This window comes from Riemerella columbipharyngis (genome assembly GCF_900101995.1).
GTDB classification, from domain to species: Bacteria; Bacteroidota; Bacteroidia; order Flavobacteriales; family Weeksellaceae; genus Riemerella; species Riemerella columbipharyngis.
This window is the reverse complement of the sequence record NZ_FNAS01000013.1, coordinates 26,365-44,323: the sequence shown is the minus strand read 5'-3', so window position 1 is coordinate 44,323 and position 17,959 is coordinate 26,365. Positions and strand designations below refer to the sequence as shown.

At 37.9% G+C, this 17,959-nt stretch carries 11 protein-coding genes; 5 read left to right on the top strand and 6 right to left on the bottom strand.

Features of this window, described 5'->3' with window-relative positions:
* Positions 1–100: 100 nt before the first annotated feature.
* Positions 101–1,114 carry an NAD(P)H-dependent glycerol-3-phosphate dehydrogenase gene (locus BLS89_RS07565; protein WP_092737148.1) on the top strand — a complete coding sequence of 338 codons (1,014 nt, stop codon included), beginning with the start codon at positions 101–103 and terminating at the stop codon, positions 1,112–1,114.
* An 82-nt stretch (positions 1,115–1,196) separates the two neighbouring features.
* Positions 1,197–1,457, top strand: coding sequence for a hypothetical protein (locus BLS89_RS07560; protein WP_143017747.1), 261 nt, complete (start codon positions 1,197–1,199; stop codon positions 1,455–1,457).
* 318 nt (positions 1,458–1,775) lie between these two features.
* Here the strand turns inward: BLS89_RS07560 and BLS89_RS07555 are convergent, their stop codons facing one another.
* From BLS89_RS07555 to BLS89_RS07530, 6 genes are all read right to left on the bottom strand, one after another.
* Positions 1,776–4,931 carry an efflux RND transporter permease subunit gene (locus BLS89_RS07555; protein ID WP_092737144.1) on the bottom strand — a complete coding sequence of 1,052 codons (3,156 nt, stop codon included), beginning with the start codon at positions 4,929–4,931 and terminating at the stop codon, positions 1,776–1,778.
* Positions 4,932–5,006: 75 nt separating this feature from the next.
* The gene (locus BLS89_RS07550) at positions 5,007–6,062 is read right to left on the bottom strand and encodes an efflux RND transporter periplasmic adaptor subunit (RefSeq protein WP_092737142.1); all 1,056 of its coding nucleotides are present in this window, start codon (positions 6,060–6,062) and stop codon (positions 5,007–5,009) included.
* Positions 6,063–6,073: 11 nt separating this feature from the next.
* Positions 6,074–7,411, bottom strand: coding sequence for a TolC family protein (locus tag BLS89_RS07545; RefSeq protein ID WP_092737140.1), 1,338 nt, complete (start codon positions 7,409–7,411; stop codon positions 6,074–6,076).
* A complete protein-coding gene (locus BLS89_RS07540) occupies positions 7,401–7,985 on the bottom strand; it encodes a TetR/AcrR family transcriptional regulator (RefSeq protein ID WP_245688930.1) in 585 nt (194 codons plus the stop codon). Before BLS89_RS07540 ends, BLS89_RS07545 begins: the two co-directional genes overlap by 11 nt.
* Positions 7,986–8,904: 919 nt before the next feature.
* Complete coding sequence (locus BLS89_RS07535) at positions 8,905–11,349, bottom strand: bifunctional UDP-N-acetylmuramoyl-tripeptide:D-alanyl-D-alanine ligase/alanine racemase (RefSeq protein WP_092737136.1); 2,445 nt, start codon at positions 11,347–11,349, stop codon at positions 8,905–8,907.
* A gap of 3 nt (positions 11,350–11,352) precedes the next feature.
* Complete coding sequence (locus BLS89_RS07530; protein WP_092737134.1) at positions 11,353–11,940, bottom strand: thymidine kinase; 588 nt, start codon at positions 11,938–11,940, stop codon at positions 11,353–11,355.
* A 61-nt stretch (positions 11,941–12,001) separates the two neighbouring features.
* Here BLS89_RS07530 and BLS89_RS07525 point away from each other — a divergent pair, with 61 nt between their 5' ends.
* The 3 genes from BLS89_RS07525 (at position 12,002) to BLS89_RS07515 (ending at position 17,948) form a co-directional block, all read left to right on the top strand.
* Positions 12,002–12,793, top strand: a complete 792-nt coding sequence (locus BLS89_RS07525) for a hypothetical protein (protein WP_092737132.1) — start codon at positions 12,002–12,004, stop codon at positions 12,791–12,793.
* A gap of 9 nt (positions 12,794–12,802) precedes the next feature.
* Complete coding sequence (rsmI, locus tag BLS89_RS07520) at positions 12,803–13,477, top strand: 16S rRNA (cytidine(1402)-2'-O)-methyltransferase (RefSeq protein ID WP_092737130.1); 675 nt, start codon at positions 12,803–12,805, stop codon at positions 13,475–13,477.
* 181 nt (positions 13,478–13,658) lie between these two features.
* A complete protein-coding gene (locus BLS89_RS07515) occupies positions 13,659–17,948 on the top strand; it encodes a T9SS-dependent choice-of-anchor J family protein (RefSeq protein WP_092737128.1) in 4,290 nt (1,429 codons plus the stop codon).
* Positions 17,949–17,959 lie beyond the last annotated feature (11 nt).

The following is a 17,959-nucleotide window of genomic DNA, read 5'->3' as shown; positions in this document are numbered from 1 at the left end:
AGTATATCAAATTATTGCCAATTATTCTATTTAAGCAAGAGAGATATCATTTGTTTAGAGAAAAATTTATATGTAAGTTTGTGCTAAATTAAAGAAAAAAATGGCTAAAAAGAATAAAAAATCTACAATTTCTGTAGGTGTTATAGGGAGTGGAAGTTTTGCTACAGCAATTGTAAAAATACTATCGGGGAATTGCAAAACCATTCATTGGTGCGTGCGTAGCGAATTTGTAAAAGGTGTAATAGAGCAAAGAAAGCATAATCCTAATTATCTCACGACTGTAACCTTTAACACGCGGGATTTATCTATCTCTACCGACATCAATGAAGTCGTAGAGGCTTGTGAAATTATCATACTTGCGACGCCTTCCATTTACCTTTCAGATGCATTGGAAAAAATGAATTGTAATTATTCCGATAAATTATTCGTCTCTGCCATTAAAGGAATTATCCCGAAACATAATGATATTGTCGCCCATTACTTAAGAGATGTTTTCAAAATCGGCTTCAGAAATCAAGCCGTGATAGCCGGACCCTGCCACGCCGAAGAAGTAGCAATGGAAAGACTTTCCTATCTTACCATTGCAGCAGCGGAAGACCAATACGCCGAAACTCTAAAAGACTTATTCTCATCTTCTTACATTAAAGTAAATACGAGTAACGATATCCTTGGCAACGAATACAGTGCAATTCTCAAAAATATCTATGCCATAGGTGCCGGTATGGCAAACGGACTCGGCTATGGAGATAATTTCCAAGCTGTTTTTGTATCTAACGCCATCAGAGAAATGAAAGTTTTCCTTGATGCCATTTATGGAGAACTCCCAAGAGATGTTAATGAGAGTGCATACTTAGGAGATTTATTAGTAACAGCCTATTCCCTATTTTCCAGAAATCGAAATCTTGGTAATCTTATAGGAAAAGGATACACCGTAAAATCTGCTATCCAATCTATGAGTATGGTAGCAGAAGGCTACTATGCGGCAAAATCCATCTATGAAACCGCCACCGAAAAAAAAATGAAATTACCTATCATCAATGCTATTTATAATGTGCTGTATGAAGAAAAAAATGTAGAAAAACAATTTGCAAAACTAACAAACAAACTTACCTGATTGGCTTTTTGCTCCTCTACTGCAAATTTCAAAAAAATATTCATAGTATTGAATAATCATTAACTCATCAAATTTAATACTTATGAAAAAATTATTCTCCTTATTCCCTATGCTTTGCATTTTGCTAATGCAAACCTCTTGCAATACTGCCCACGGCATCAATACCTCTAAGCCTTTGGCTAATGTATTTTTGGACAAAAATTCCAATGAGGTTATAGGAACCGAACAAATGCTTGAAAGAATTGCCAAGGATGCCAATTTAGGCAAAAACCAACAATTCATAGAGCTTAGTCTAAAAAAATTAAATAAATCAGAAAAGACAAAAGCCGATGATAACAACTAAATGTATGTTATAACTGCAACAACACAAGATAGAAAATCAAGTATTACTCGGCTATTTAGAGTGAAAGAAAATAGGTTAGAAGATAACAGCAAGACATGTAAATATACTTCTAAAGAATGTGACCCTATTATCTGTAGTGCTAAGTTTTTTGGTGGAAACTGCAAAAAAGAGCTTAAGGCTACTATGACACCAAGTTTTTAGCCCCTCCCCAAACACAAAAGTAAAAATGCCGCCTCAAAAACAGGGACGGCATTCTTAGTTAGATAAAAAGGGAATTATCTATAATGAATAATCCCCTTCCTAATTGAATTTATAATTTTAAAACTCTATTTCTTCGCTCGGATGAAGGTGCTCATAGTCAGCTTTCATCATAGCATCGTAGTCTTTTTTGTCATTTTGGGAAAATCTATCCTCTGTCCTCACGACGATGTAATAAACCACTGGAACTATCACCAGAGTAAGAAATAAAGACGATAGCAGTCCCCCTATAATCACGATTGCCAAGCCGTTGTTCATCTCTGCAGCTGCACCACTCGCCAATGCTATTGGAAGCATACCGATTACCATCGCAAAGGTAGTCATCAAAATAGGACGAAGCCTCGCGTGATTAGCTTGTACCAGAGCATTCGTTATCGTTTCACCTTGCTCCAAACGGTGGTTGGCAAAATCTACCAAAAGAATGGCATTTTTAGCCACCAACCCAATCAACATAATAATCCCCAAAATAGTAAAGATATTCAAACTCTGGTTGGTAAGTGCCAATGCCCACAATGCTCCGATGAAAGACAGCGGAATAGAAAACAATACGATAAACGGCTTCACAAAATCGTTATAAAGTACAACCATAATCATATACACCAGCATTATGGCTGCTAATAATGCTACCCCCAGCGTACCGAAACCTTCTCCTTGATTTTCCATATCCCCGCTCCAAGACCATTTAACGCCTGTCGGTTTTTTAATCTTTTCCAGCTGTCTTAACCAATCTTGAGCCACTGCTCCCGTAGAACGCCCCACAGTTTGTGCCTGTATCGTTACGGAAGGAGAACGCCCATACCGCTCTAATACCGCCGGACCGGAAGACATCTTCACCGTAGCAAACTGAGAAAGGTTGATCTTTTGTCCTTGATTATTAACAAAATTGATATTCTTAACATCATCTATGCTATTACGATGAGATTCATCCAGGATAATGTTAATATCATATTCGTTATCCGCCGTACGGAATTTATTATCCGTATTACCACTAAATGCCGTACGAAGCGTCTGGCCTACCACTGCGACATTAAGACCGAGAGCCGTCATTTTATCTCTATCCACAGAAACAGAAATTTCCGGGTTTCCTTCTTCTACACTAAGTTTCACCTGTGATGCCCCACTGATTTTTTTCAGAAGCGTTTCGGCTTTTTTGGCATAGTCCATAGCATCTTCCAAGCTGTTTCCTGTTATCACAAACATAATAGGTGCCTGAGTAGCTCCTAAAATACCAACCGGATTGGTGGTTACTTTAGCACCTACCAATACTTTTTCTAATTCTCTTTTTACCTTTGCCGCCTTGATATCCGAAGATTCGTTTCTTTCGGATTTGTCTATCAATTTTACATCTATTTCGGATTTGTAGTTCACAGATTGCGAAGCTCCTAAGCCGCTACTAGACTGCCCTACGGTAGTAATTGTAGAAGCAACATCTTTATCTTTCGCCAAAAAATTCTCTGCCCTCTGAGTCATAAAATTGGTCTGCTCTATGGAAGCATCTTTAGGCATTTCTATCTGAACCAGAAATTCTCCTTTATCTGTTTTTGGAAAGAAGTCCGAGCCTATATACCCCATCATTATCAAAGCAATGGAACTTACAAATAAAACAGTGATGACCATAAATGTTTTAATCTTATTGGATAAGCACCATTTCAGAAGCTCAGTCATACGATGGGTAAACCAAGTGAGTCCCTCCTCAAATTTATAAATCATTATTCCCAGAAGAGACTCTTTTCTGATAAGTTCTAATTTACCAAACCTTGAAAATAACCAAGGAACCACCGTAAAAGAGACCAATAAAGATAAAAGCGTGGCAATAACCACCGTAACACAAAACTGCCTGATAATATCGGATACCAATCCCGAGCTCAATGCTATCGGAAGGAATACCACCACAATTACCAAAGTAATCGCCGTTACCGTAAATCCTATTTCGCTGGCTCCATCATAGGCGGCTCTTACCTTGTTTTTCCCCATCTCCATATGGCGGTGGATATTCTCAATAACCACAATGGCATCATCCACCAATATTCCTACTACTAAGGACAACGCCAATAAACTCATCAAGTTCAGCGAATAGCCAAAGAGATTTATTCCAATGAAGGTCGCGACAAGCGAAGTAGGAATAGAAACCATCACAATGAGGGCATTTCTATAACTGTGCAAGAAGAACAACATCACAAACGCCACCAAAGCCACCGCTATGAACAAGTCGTGGATAACGGAATCCGAAGCCGCTAAGGTAAATTCTGAGTTATCACTCGCTAAATCTATTTTTAATCCTTGAGCTTTGTATTCCTCTTGGATTTCTTTCATTTTCTCTTTTACCAAATCACTTACCGTAACGGCATTGGCAGAAGACTGCTTCTGTACCTGAAGCAAAAGCGTACTCTTTTCATCAATTCTCGCTATTTTTTTAGCGTCTTTTTGAGCGTCTTGTACCTCTGCTACATCAGAAAGTTTTATATTGATACCGTTTCTTGACACCAATGTCAAATCTCTAAACTGCTGCACATCGGCAATTTTTCCCGAAAGACGGATAAGCGTAGTATTTTGTCTCGTTTTCAAATTTCCGGTCGGGAAATCCAAATTAGATGCAGAAATAATCTGCAAAACCTGTGGAATGGTAAGCCCGTAGCCCTCTAATTTATTAGGGTCTAAATTTACTTTGATTTCCCGCTCTTGCCCCCCTACGATATTCACCTGAGCTACCCCCGGTATTCTTGAAAATTCGGGCTGTATCTTTTGGTCTATAAGGTCATAAAGTTCTTTCTCCGGAAGATTTGCCGTAACCCCCATATTAAGAATCGGTAAATCCGAAAGCGAGAATTTGGATAGAGACGGTTCTTTGGCTCCGTCCGGCAAATCAGAGCGGATGGCATTGATTTTTCTCTGTGCCTCGTTCAGCGTATTATCCACATTGGCATCATTATTCATATTAAGAATAACGACCGAAACACTCTCATAGGAACGCGCCTGAAGGTGCTTTATACCCTCGAGGGAAGATACGGCATCTTCTATTTTTTTGGTTACGGTATTCTCCACTTCCGAAGGTGATGCACCGGGGTAAGTCGTTGCCACTGTGATGACTTTCGTTTCTATTTTCGGTATCAGCTCGTAGCTTAGACTCTTGTAACTGAACAGCCCCCCAATGATGAGCAAGGCAAGCATTACAATAACCAAACTCGGCCTTTTTATTGATACTTCTGCTATTTTCATATTCGTTTCTTTAGTTCTTCTCTGCTTAAAAGAAGATTATTTTAGTTTAACAATAAGGATAAGTAAGTTTTGTTTTTATTTAATAATACTCACTTTTGTTTTATCAGAAAGGTTGATTTGTCCGCTGGTCACCACCATATCTCCGGAGTTCAGTCCGTCAAGAATCTGAACCTCGTCACCATAATTGGTACCGCTTTTCACTTTGGTAAGATAAGCCACATTGTCTTTTACCACAAACACCATATTGCTGCTTACGCCCCCTACGAAAGCAGAACGAGGAATAACCAAAGCCTCCGCTTTTTGATTGGCATCAAAATCTGCCGTGGCATACATTCCGGCTTTTAGTTTCATTAAATCATTTGGAACGGTGATCTCCACAGGGAACTTTAGGCCTCCGTTAGAAACGGGTGCTATATAGGTTATTTTACCGCTGATAGGCGTATCCGATACGCTTGGTTGAACTGTTGCCGTTTGCCCGACAGAAATTGTACTTACAACTCTTTCATCTACATCTACTTTCAGTTTAAGCGAAGATATATCTACTATTTTCACGATAGGCGTTCCCGCACCTACCACACTGCCCAGCTCTACCATTTTTTGGCTCACGATACCGCTGACTTTAGAGATGACATTGGTATCTCCGGACTGCAGCTGTGCAGACTGCACTTGGGCTCTGGCATTTTTTACTTGAAGTCTCGCCTGGTCCAATTGTAATGCCGTAACACCTCCCGTCTTATACGCCGCTTCGAAACGCTGTAACGCAGACTGAGCTTGTGCCAAATTAGCCTTAGCATTATTTAAACCGACATCTATTTTATCGCCTTTTAGCCTTGCGACAACTTGCCCTGCTTTTACATAGCTTCCCTCCTGGACATACAACGCTACGAGCTGCCCGCCCATTTCTGCGGCTATCTGTGCTTCTGTCTTAGGAATAAAATTTCCGTTTACACTAAAACCTTGTGCTATTTCTTGTATTTTTGCGGGTTCTGCTTTCACGGCAACAGATGCATTTTCTTGAGCGACAATAGCGACTTGGTTTTCATTATTCTTTTTGTTGTGTCTTAGAATAAAAAAAAGCCCTGCTGCAACAGCCGCCACTACTAATATTGATAATATACTCTTTTTACTCATGATATGATTTTTTATTTCGTTAAATTTCTTAGTTTTCCCTCGGATTTTAATAATTGTATTTCTGCTAATTTGTAGTCTAATTTTGATTTTGTCAAATTATTTTTGGCATCAGCCAAATCTCTTTCTGCATCTAAAATGTCATTAAGCGTAGCTAATCCGTATTGGTAATTAGATCGGGTATCAGACATTACTTTCTCTGCTAATTTCACATTGTTTTCTTGATTTTCTATAGTTATTCTGCTGTTCTCTATTTGGGTTAAGGCATTTTTGTACGCCATATCCAATCCGAGTTTGGTTTCCTTCAAATCTGCTTTTGCTTTTTCTATTTCTATTTCATCTTGCTGTACTTTAGACTTGGTAGAAAACCCGTTAAAAATAGGAATATTGATACCCAAGCCGATAGAAGCCATATCAGACCAATAGACTTTGTCTTTTTTACCGTGCCAAAACGGAAATTTTGGACCCTGCCCCAGCCAGCCATAGTTTGCCACAAGTGCTACGGAAGGATAATGATCTGTGATAGAGGCTTTCTTTTTCCACTTAAGAAGCTCTAATTGTTTATTCAAAACTTTCATTTCTGTTCTTTCGCTAATGTCTGCTTGTTCTGATAACAAAACAGAAGGTTCAAAAGTCCCTTCCGGGAGGTCTATCCCTTTGTCCATAGGCATCCCTATCATAAATTTAAGTGCGTTTTTGCTCAATTCTACGGTATTCAGAAGCTGCTGCTTACTTGCGGTAATATTATTAAGAGCCACCACACTTCTATCATAGTCTAATTTCTTTGCCAGCCCCGCATCGTAGAGACCTTTTATCACATTTACCGTTTTTTGAGTAATCTCAAGGTTGTCCTCTAAATTTCTGAGCATCTGCTCCGCTTGATACACTTGATAATAAGCATCTGCTACTTTCTCTATAATTTGTTCTTCTGTAAGCTGTGCATTTACCAAATAAAATTCTTTGGTAGATTTAGCCGCTTTCAGCCCCATAAATACCGACTGATTAAACAGTACCTGCTGCAGCTGCACCATATTGCTGGACTGCCACTTCTGCCCGAGTGACACCTCCATCGTTTGTGTAGGATTTAGGAAGTTGGGCAAAATTACCTTTTGCGTAAGCGGATTGTACGAGGTATTGCTCACCACCGTTATTTTGGGCAGAGCATTAGCCCTTACCTCTGCTATTTGAGCATCGCCCTTCTGAATGTTGAGGCGTGCCTTTTCCGCATCCGCCTTGTTTTCCAAGGCGTAGCCTACTGCATCTTGCAGCGTGAGCGTTCTTGTCTCCTGAGACCATAGCATCCCTTGAAAGAAAAGCATTAAAACGCTCGCTAATTTCAGTCTATTTTTCATTATATATTATTTCTTTTAAAATTTCATATCCCTTTGGCGTAACGATAGCATTCAAGAAAAAGAGCATTACTTTCCTGCTATGTTTCGTCCAGTTTTTTGCATTGCTCTCTTCAAATAATACAGAGCTGTCATATGCAAACATCAGCTCTAAGAGAAACTTAGTATAATTTTCTATACTAAAGTCTTCCTTATAAAGTCTTTCTCTACGCCCGCTTTCTATATTTTTTCTCATAATTCTCAAGATTTCTTTATACACCTTGAGTTTATGAGCATTATAGATTTTTGGGTAGTACTTGATCAATTGCAACATAAAGATAGAGCCTGCCTCTTCACACAATTCTTTAATATCGCTTTTGCTAAAGAATATTTTTTGTATAGCGTTTAGATCTTTTTTCTTTTCGAACATCTGAATTTGTTCTATAGTTTGATTAAGCCCAAAATCTAAAACCTCTACCAACAGCTCTTCCTTATTTTTGTAATACTGATACAGGGTTTTCTTCGACATAGAAAAAGCTTTGGCAATGTCATCCATCGTTAGTGTTTTAGCTCCATTAAACATAAAGAGCTCTGACACGTTTTTCAAAAAAACTTTTTTATCATTCATAATTCTTGGGGGCAAATTTATAATAAAGAAACTGAAAAACAAAAAAAGTTTCCAAGTTTTTTAGTAGATTTTTTATCTTGATTTTACTTCCTAAAAATAGTTGTTTGATTATGATTTACTTATATAGAAAAATCTTCTTTTTTACTCTCTAATTATTTTGTAAGTCTCTGAATTATTAAACTTAAGTAAAAAATGATGAAAATTAAGGTTTTATTTCTATTAAAAGAATTCTTTTAAGGTAAAAATGTATAAACACTGGTATAAACCGTGATAGATACGCTGTAGCCTTACAAAGACTCGATAAAGTCATTACCAGTGATAATGGTATTGAGTTTGCTCATCATCAAAAGGTTGCAAAAAAATGTAGTTTGAATTTTATTTTGCACATCCGTATAGTTTATGGGAAAGAAGATTGAGTGAATACAGCAATAGATGAGTCAGATAATATATTTCGAAATCATCAGAATTTAGTATAATTGATAATGAATATATCAAAGAAGTAACCGAAGACCAAGTAAAAAACTTAAATTTTAGAACTCTGAAAGACCTTTTTTATCAATGCATTACATTGGTTGGTTGAATGTGCTAGGTTTAGAATTTCTCTAAATTTTGTCTCGGAAATCCTAGAACGGACAATATACTTATTTTTCATTGATAAAAAATGATTTAAGTAGCTATAGATATTCTTAAGTTGTCTTAAATCAAGTTATATATCTTTGTACAACAGTGATATAAGATTGTTGAGATAGATTTGTTTTATCTGTTCTTCCTCACAAAACAGCTTTCTGCTTATGCAGTCTGATTGGAAATTCTTCTTTCGGAGGGAAATAAAAACCTTAAAAATTTGGAATAGTCAAAAATGTCAAATGCGTTTTTGAAGATACTCTTTTTAATCCTTCACATAGACACGTTTCACTCTGCGGGATATAGAGGTAAGTACTTCGTAGGGAATGGTTTTGCAATAGTTTGCAAAGTCTTCTAACGATGGATTCTTGTCAAAGATAATGACGTTGTCTCCTTCTTGTGCAGAAATATTTTTCAGATCTATCATCATCATATCCATACAGACGCTTCCCAATATCGGACAAAGATTTTCGCCTACGCCTACATATCCAATGCCCATACCGATACTTCTCGGTATGCCGTCTGCGTAGCCTACGGGTATGGTTGCTACTCTCATATTGTTTTCTGCAATATGGCGTCTGCCGTAGCCTATGCTTTCTCCTTTTTTAATTTCTGAAATCTGTGAGATGACTGTTTTAAAAGAGACGGCCGGCTGTAAAAGAGGGGTTATACTCTCGTTGGACGATATGCCTATCATACCGATGCCAATCCTTACCATATCATATTGATGTTTAGGGTAATTAGTGATCCCTGCGGAATTTAGTATATGTCTTATAGGTTGGTAGCTTATTCCATCGATAATCTTATCCGAAATTTTTCTGAATACTTTTAATTGATACTCGGTATAGCCTTTTTCTTCTGGTATATCAGCACTTGAAAGATGGCTGAATATACTGCCGACTTTCACATTGAGCGTATTGAGTTTAGTGATGAGTTCGTCTATATCGTTTTCTTTGAAGCCCAAGCGGTGCATACCGGTTTCTATCTTGATATGGATAGGGTATTTGCCATTGTATCCACTTGCTCTAAGCTGTTCTACGAATAGATCTAATACTCTAAAGCTGTAGATATTGGGTTCTAAGTTGTAGTCAATCACGGCATTGTAGCTGTGCTGTTCGGGGTTCATCACAATGATGGGTACGGAGATGCCGTTTTTCCTCAAATCGATGCCCTCGTCTGCCACCGCTACACCGAGATAATCAATATGATGGTGCTGTAGGAACTCAGCTATTTCATAGCCTCCCAATCCGTAAGAGTAGGCTTTTACCATTGCCATTACTTTGGTTTTAGGCTCTAAGAATTCCCTGTGGACATTGATGTTGTGTAAGATTTTATTTAAATTGATTTCTAAAACGGTGTCGTGTTTTTGAAGTTCGAGGTGGTTCTTGAGTTTTTCAATTTCAAACTTACGTGCCCCTTTTAACAGAATGAGTTCATTACTGATTTTATTGAGGATTTGGTTTTTGATTAGTTCGTCAATGTCGTTGAAGGTGAAAGTTTTTGCTTTGAAAAGGGGCTTGTATTTTTTTATTTCTGTTCCTATGAGGAAAACTTTGTCGAAGTTTTGTTCATTCGTCAGTGCTGCTACTTCTTGGTAAAGTCCCGATTCATTATTTTGTTCTGCAAAGTCTGTGATAACTAAAGATTTGCAGGGTTTATTGTATTCATTTATAAACTGATAGGCTATTTTCAGAGAGTCCAAATCAAGGATATAAGAGTCGTTAATAATGAGATTATCCCGAATACCATTTACACTTTCCAGCCTCATCTCTATTGCTTTTAGCACATTGATCTTTTCCACAATTTCATCATTCCCGAAATTTAATTTTTTAAGGACTGATATGACACACAGAGCGTTGGTAAGCGTGGCTTCATTCTTTTGATGGACAGGGAAACGGAGTATATCCCCATAGCAGGAAACTTCAGCATATAAATTAAGCTCTTTGAGAGGTGTTTTTAGATGAATGTCATTGTGATGTAGGAGACCATAAGAAATCAATTGTTTATCGGGATAAGTTTTTTGGATAATGTCTAAAACCAAAGGTTGGTCGCCATTAAAAATAATGGTTTGGGAGTGAGCGAATAGTTTTATTTTTTCTCTGATAAGCTGCTCTGTGCTTTCAAAATTGATAAGGTGGGCGGTACCTATATGGGTGAGGACGCCTATTTCCGGCGAGAATGTCCGCTGCTGTATTTCCATCTCTTGGGGCTTGGAAATACCTACTTCAAAAAGGCCTATCTCGTGTTCATCATTTATTTTAAGCAAAGACAAAGGCAGTCCTAATTGGGAGTTGAAACTTTTAGGGCTTTTTACAATTTTGTATTTTTCGTTGAGACATTGGTAGAGCCATTCTTTCACTATAGTTTTCCCGTTACTGCCGGTGATGCCAATTGTTTTGATTTTTTTATTTTCAGCGTGAAACTGTGCTAAGTTTTGTAGGAATGCCAAACTATCATTTGTGATAATCCATGTGATATTGGGTGTGTCTGTGGTTTTCTTTTCTGCTACGATGATTTTGATGCCTTTTTCTATTGCCTCCGGGATATAGTTTTCGCCATTATTATTAGTTGTTTTCAGAGCGATGAATGCTGTATTTTTGGCAGAATAAATATGGCGTGTATCAAATGCAAAGTCTTTGATGATAGCCTCTTTGTTTCCGATTATTTTTGCTCCGGTGATTTTTGATATTTGGTTTGCAGTGTAGTTCATTTTTTAGTCTTTTTTTGTAATAAATTCATCTACAAAAACTTTTCTGCTTACCGCTTCGTAGATGTCGGTTTCTCCCAGCTGTACCAAATCTTTGCTGCCGGTGGTTCTCATAGAGTAATGGGCTAGGTTTCCGGTTCTTTTGCAGATGGCGTGTACTTTGGTTACATATTCCGCTGTAGCCATTAGGAAGGGCATAGGTCCGAAGGGCCTTCCCATAAAATCCATATCCAGCCCTGCGATGACTACTCTTATGCCGTTGTTAGCGAGCTTATTAGCCACTTCTACAATCCCGTTGTCAAAGAATTGTGCTTCGTCTATGCCTACTACATCGCAATTGGAACCCAGTAGTAATATTTCGTTGGAACTCTCTACGGCTGAACTTCGGATTTTATTGTCGTTGTGAGAGACAATATCCACTTCCGAATAGCGGTTATCTATCTTTGGTTTGAAGATTTCCACATGCTGTCCTGCCATTTCGGCCCTTCTCAGTCTTCTGATAAGCTCTTCCGTTTTTCCGGAAAACATTGAGCCACAGATGACTTCCATCCATCCACTTTGTTTTGCGTGATTGATTGTATTTTCTAAAAACATTTGTTAATTTAGCCGTAAATTATTTACCCCAAAATTAAGGAATTTTAATTAAGAAATTGTTATGTCAAACCTAAACGAGATTGAGAAGATTGTATTCTATGATTGTCAAGCTATTATAAAAGAGATTGCTAATGTTCAAATATCTGCGGATTTAGTAGAAAAACTTAATATTATCTCGGAGCTTTATGAAAAAACAGCTTTTCTGAAAGGCGTAACCCTTCTTGTTTCTGAAAACAAAATTCAAGAAGAAGTTTCACCGTACGAAATCACCGATAGAGCAATTGAAGAGGAACAGCTGTCCAAAGATGCAGAAGAGACGTTTTTGGAGATTGAAAAACGAAAATTGGAATTGAATATAAATGAAGATTCCATGTTTGAATTTGTGGTTTCGGAAGCGGTAGAGGAGGAAGTAAACGAAGATAATCTCGTGCATATGGAGGAATTTCAAAATCAGCCTATTGAACACGAAGAGGAAGAAAAACCAAAAGAAACTTCGGAAGGGAAAATAAAATTAGCCCATATTAAAGGATTCAGTACCCAAAGTTTGTTTGATGAAGAAACTTTGCACGAGCTGGAAATTACGGCTTCGAAGGCGGAAGAAAAGAAAGAAAAAGAAGCAGAAAGTGCTCACCGAGAATTCAAACTTGACCTTAACGACAGGGTGGCTTTTACTAAAAAACTTTTTGGCGGAAGCCAAACCGAGCTTAATAATGTCGTGAAAAAACTAAATACTTTCAAGACAATAGACGAAGCCAAAGAGTATTTGAGTGATATTTACTACGATAGAGAATGGGAGAAAGTAGATGAGTATGCCCAGAGGCTGTGGAGTTTGGTAGAGAGTAAGTTTTTATAAATCTAAGAAATGAGCGGATTATTATATTTTGTTCCCACGCCGATAGGCAATCTGGAGGATATGACTTTTAGAGCAATAAAAGTACTTCGGGAAGCGGATTATATCCTTTGCGAAGATACGCGGACCTCGGGAGTGTTGCTCAAGCATTACGAAATATCCAAGCCGCTTAAATCTTATCATTTGCATAATGAACACCAAGCGACAGATAAAATTATAAAAGATTTGCAAGAGGGTGCTACTATTGCTTTAATTACAGATGCGGGTACTCCTGGTATATCAGATCCCGGATATCTTCTTGCCAAAGCTTGTTCAGATAATGATATACAGATGGTTTGCCTGCCTGGTGCTACGGCTTTTGTTCCTGCTTTAGTGGTTTCGGGGCTTCCGAACAACGAGTTTTTATTTGCAGGTTTTTTACCCCCTAAAAAAGGAAGACAAACCAAGCTTAAACAATTGGCAGAAGAAAAAAGAACGATAGTGCTGTACGAAAGTCCGCATAAAATCAATACGACACTTGAACAGATAAAATTATTTTTTGGCGATGATACAAAAATTAGCTTGAGCCGAGAAATTTCCAAAAAGTTTGAAGAAACCAAAAGGGGAACTATTGATGAACTGATAGATTTTTCCAAAAGCAAAACTTTGAAAGGGGAAATAGTGCTTGTTATCAATAATACCAAGTAGTAGATACCATATTATTCTTATCTTTTTTTTTGCACAATAATTCTTTTTATAAATAATGAGTATTTGTGATTTTTGTCATATTTTATTATTTTAATTTAGAATTAGTATTTATATAAATAGTAAATTGTATAAATTCGCAGCATCTAAACTTTGTTTAATTTGGAATAAAATTTACTATTTTATGATTTATAATAAACACCTATTCAGGTTAGGGGGAATATCTGCGATGTTCATCTCCCAGTTCTATTTTTCTCAGAATGTAGAACAAATAAGAAAAATCCAACAACATACGGATGTTACCGAATTGAAAAAATTCAGTCGAGAACTTCTTAAATCTACGCCTTCTGTACAAGAGCTGAAGGCAAAAGCTAAGAAGATGAATGTTCCTTTTTCCGGAGAAATAAATGGGAAATACTTCCAATTTTATTCTGTCGATAAAAGAACAGGGTTGCCTATTTATCTAAAGACCTATAATGTAGGTGCAGCAGCAGGTACCCAGACTAATAAGCTGCATTCGGGGGAATATAACCTTACAGGAGAAGGGATGACTGTCCACGAATGGGACGGCGGTGGAGTGAGAACTACCCACAGAGAATTCGGCGGAAGAGTAACGCAGAAAGATGTTCCGTCTGCTCTAAGTGAGCACTCTACACACGTAGCAGGAACGATGGTAGCGGCAGGTGTCAATCAGTCAGCACGAGGGATGGCATATAAAGCAAAACTAAATGCTTATGATTGGAATAGCGATACTAATGAAATGGCAGCGGCAGCAACGGACGGGGCCTTGGTTTCTAACCACTCTTACGGTTTCTTAGGCGGCTTTGAATATGGTAACTTTGCAGGAGGAAATAAAGTAGGCTGGTATTGGTTTGGAGATGAAGACGATACCGAGTTCTACGGCTATGGGCAGTATGGAAGCACAGATAAAAATTGGGATATACTGGCCTATAGAGCACCTTATTATCTGCCTGTAAAAGCGGCAGGTAATCCAAGAGGAGATGGGCCTAGACCCGGAGAATCTTACTATGTTAATACAGGACGAGATGCTCAGGGGAATACAATTTGGACGACTAGTAACAAGCCGAAACAAAAAAATGGAGGTGATGATGGTTTTGATTGTATCGTTACCGGATCTTTGGCAAAGAATATACTTACCGTAGGTGCGGCTGAAAAGTTAAAAGGAGAATATTCTAAACCCTCAGATGTAGAGATGGCTAGTTTTAGTGCCTTTGGTCCTACTGATGACGGAAGAATAAAACCGGATATCACAGGTATAGGTGTTGATCTTTTTTCTACTACTTCTACGGGAGATGCCAGCTATACTACATTGAGTGGTACTTCTATGGCATCCCCTAATGTTACGGGAACCTTAATATTATTACAACAGCATTACAGTCAGAATAATAATGGAACGTTTATGAAATCAGCGACCCTAAAAGGTTTGGCTATTGCAACAGCCAACGAAGCAGGGAATGCTCCGGGACCGGATTATGCTTCAGGATGGGGGTTGCTGAATGCATATAAAGCGGCGAATACTATTTCTCTTAATGGTATTTACTCTCTTATCGAAGAAAATAAACTTGAAAATAATAAAACATATTCAAAAGATGTTATAGCTTCAGGGACAGAACCGTTAAAAGTTACTATCGTTTGGACCGATCCAGCACCGGTAACGCTGTCTGATGAGGAAAAACTGAATGACCGTACGAAAATGCTTGTAAATGATTTGGATATAAGAGTTACAGAAAATGGAAAAACTTACTTTCCTTGGGTTCTAAATCCAGAGCGTCCGGGTGATGCCGCTACTACAGGGGATAATATTGTGGATAATGTAGAGCAGGTGTATATCCCAAACCCTACACCGGGGGCTACATATACCATCACCGTAACTCATAAAGGAACGCTTAAAAAACCGTCGTCTCGTGCTGGATACAGTTTAGATGATGCAGAATCTCAGGATTTCTCTATGATAATTACAGGGATCAATTTAGGCGAAATAAAATATGATTTGTCTCTGAATAAAATAGAACTGGGAGTTCCTAAAAATGAATTCTCAGAGAGAACACCGGTGAACTTCAAAATCTATAATATAGGAAAAGAAAAAGCAACAGGAGCAAAACTTACTTATAAACTTATTAACGAAGACACCAATGCAGTAGTAAGCACTTCAGAGATACCATTGGAAGATCTTGAACCTGGAGCACTTATAGATAAAACAGGATATATAGATTTATCAAAATCTTTTGTAAACTATAGAATAGAAGGAGAGATAGTTTATCCAGAAGATAGGATTAAAACTAATAATTATTCGAATATCAAAACTTTTGGTGTTGTTTCAGATCTTACAGTGGCTGATGCCAGAGATGATTTCGGCTTTGAAGGTGATTTCATCCAAAATGGATGGACTTCTCAAGATGTAGATGGAGATGGTATTACTTGGAGAAGCTTTGTTAATTCCAGATATTCTCACGGAGGCAGTACTATTGCGGTAGATTATCCAGATACCAAAACGCCTATTAATAACTGGCTGTTCTCCAATCCTATTAAATTTAGTCCGGAAACATTATACAGAGTGACATTCTATGTTAGAAAAGTTACGGACAAAGAAGAGTATTTGAAATTGGCTATCGGAAACAGGGCAGATGCAGGAGCAATGACTTATATCACGCCGGAAACCATAGAAGCAAAAGACGGTCAGTATACTAAATACTCTTATGAATTCAAGATTCCAGGTAGTACAGAAGGGACATATTACATAGGTTTTCAACATAAGCAGGATGAAGGTTCTTTTGCTGTTCTTTTGGATGATGTTAGTGTACATCATTCAGAAAGAAAACCAGAAGCAGATTTTACAGCAGATAATACGTACCCATCTACTTACGATGTAGTTAGTTTAAAAGACGAAACCATTACAGCTTCTACATTGCCTATTATCAAATATCAGTGGAAGATAGAGCCGTCCTATTATGAATATGTGGATAATACGAATGCTAGCTCACAAAACCCTAAAGTAAGATTTCAAAAAGAAAGGTCTTATACTATCACACTGAAAGCAACCAATGCTAAGGGAGCAGACTCTCGGATGAAAGAAGTTTATATTAGGGTTAAAAATAAAAAGACGGTAGCAGACTTTACTACAGATGATACTCAGTATTATCAAAAAGATGAAGTATTATTTAATAATACATCTTCAGGAAATCCTAAACCTAACAGCTTCAAATGGGAGATTACACCGTCAGACGGGGTAGAATATACGCAAGGAACTAATGCTTCTTCCGAAAATCCTGTTGTTAAGTTTAACCAGCCGGGTACTTATAGCGTAAAACTTACGGCAACCTCGCCGATGAACGAAAGTACAGTCGCTAAAACAGATTATTTGACAGTAAACTCTATCTATAACCCTGTAAGAAATCTTTCTTACAAAGTAGAAGATAATCAACTTAAACTAAAATGGGACAGACCAATGCTGGCTCCTATTTATAGTGAGAAGTTTAATGGAAAAGCACTTCCTTCCGATATGAAAATAATCGATAATGACGATGATGGAATTACTTGGGTTTTAGCGGGAGAACAGCATGCGGTAGGATCTAGCAGCTGGGAAAATGCTGCTGCGGTAGAGAAAGACGATTGGCTCATAACCCCGGCGTTGAAAAAAGGAGCAGAGGTTGTGAAGTTTGATGTAAGACACCCAAGAAAAGAAAGATACGAAGTATATGTAATGCCTGCTTCTGCCGGCGAACTTACGGCAGATGACATTCTCTCTAAAGGGCACAAAGTCTTCTCGGAAGAAGCAGTAACTACAAATCCTTCATTCAAGCAGCTTTCTGCAGATGTTCACCAATATACAGGGGAGGATTTCTATGTAGCGTTCCGTCATAACTCTAAGGCGACAGACCCAGATTCCTCTTATCTAATGTTAGATAATATTTCGGTAGGTTATAGCGATAACCCTTTAGAAAAAGGAATGAACACCTCTGCTCCTTTGGCTCATTCAGATAACAAGAAGACTATGGGCATCATAGAAAAACCAGAGTTGATTGGTTATTTCGTTCGCAAAGAAGGCAGCGAGGTAGCCGATATAGACGGTAAAAATAACTTAGTCTATACAGAAAGCAACCTTAAGAGGGGAGTATACCACTATGATGTTCGTGCAAAATATTCTGATGGAACATTCGCAGAGCAAAGAGAAACCGTAGTGGATTTAAGCCATCTGGCTACTTATGAAACACAAGTGAATAACCAAGAGGTGGCGGTATATCCGAATCCATCCGAAGGAATATTCTTCGTAAACATTCCAAGCCATTTAGGCAAAGAAGTTTCTGTAAGCGTTTATAGTGCTTCCGGAGAGCAAGTTCTAAATGCTAAAATTACCAAAGAACACAATAAGATAGACCTCATCAGGTTCCCTAAAGGAGTATATTTGGTAAAAGTAAATGGAACAAAATCGTCAATAAAAATAATCGTAAAATAGTAATAACACTC

Excerpts from the sequence above, each read along its gene's own strand:
- BLS89_RS07515 (WP_092737128.1), top strand. The coding sequence starts at position 13,659 with ATGATTTATAATAAACACCTATTCAGGTTAGGGGGAATATCTGCGATG.
- BLS89_RS07560 (WP_143017747.1), top strand. The coding sequence starts at position 1,197 with ATGAAAAAATTATTCTCCTTATTCCCTATGCTTTGCATTTTGCTAATG.
- BLS89_RS07525 (WP_092737132.1), top strand. The coding sequence starts at position 12,002 with ATGTCAAACCTAAACGAGATTGAGAAGATTGTATTCTATGATTGTCAA.
- BLS89_RS07555 (WP_092737144.1), bottom strand. The coding sequence starts at position 4,931 with ATGAAAATAGCAGAAGTATCAATAAAAAGGCCGAGTTTGGTTATTGTA.
- BLS89_RS07550 (WP_092737142.1), bottom strand. The coding sequence starts at position 6,062 with ATGAGTAAAAAGAGTATATTATCAATATTAGTAGTGGCGGCTGTTGCA.
- BLS89_RS07535 (WP_092737136.1), bottom strand. The coding sequence starts at position 11,349 with ATGAACTACACTGCAAACCAAATATCAAAAATCACCGGAGCAAAAATA.
- BLS89_RS07530 (WP_092737134.1), bottom strand. The coding sequence starts at position 11,940 with ATGTTTTTAGAAAATACAATCAATCACGCAAAACAAAGTGGATGGATG.
- BLS89_RS07565 (WP_092737148.1), top strand. The coding sequence starts at position 101 with ATGGCTAAAAAGAATAAAAAATCTACAATTTCTGTAGGTGTTATAGGG.
- rsmI (WP_092737130.1), top strand. The coding sequence starts at position 12,803 with ATGAGCGGATTATTATATTTTGTTCCCACGCCGATAGGCAATCTGGAG.
- BLS89_RS07545 (WP_092737140.1), bottom strand. The coding sequence starts at position 7,411 with ATGAAAAATAGACTGAAATTAGCGAGCGTTTTAATGCTTTTCTTTCAA.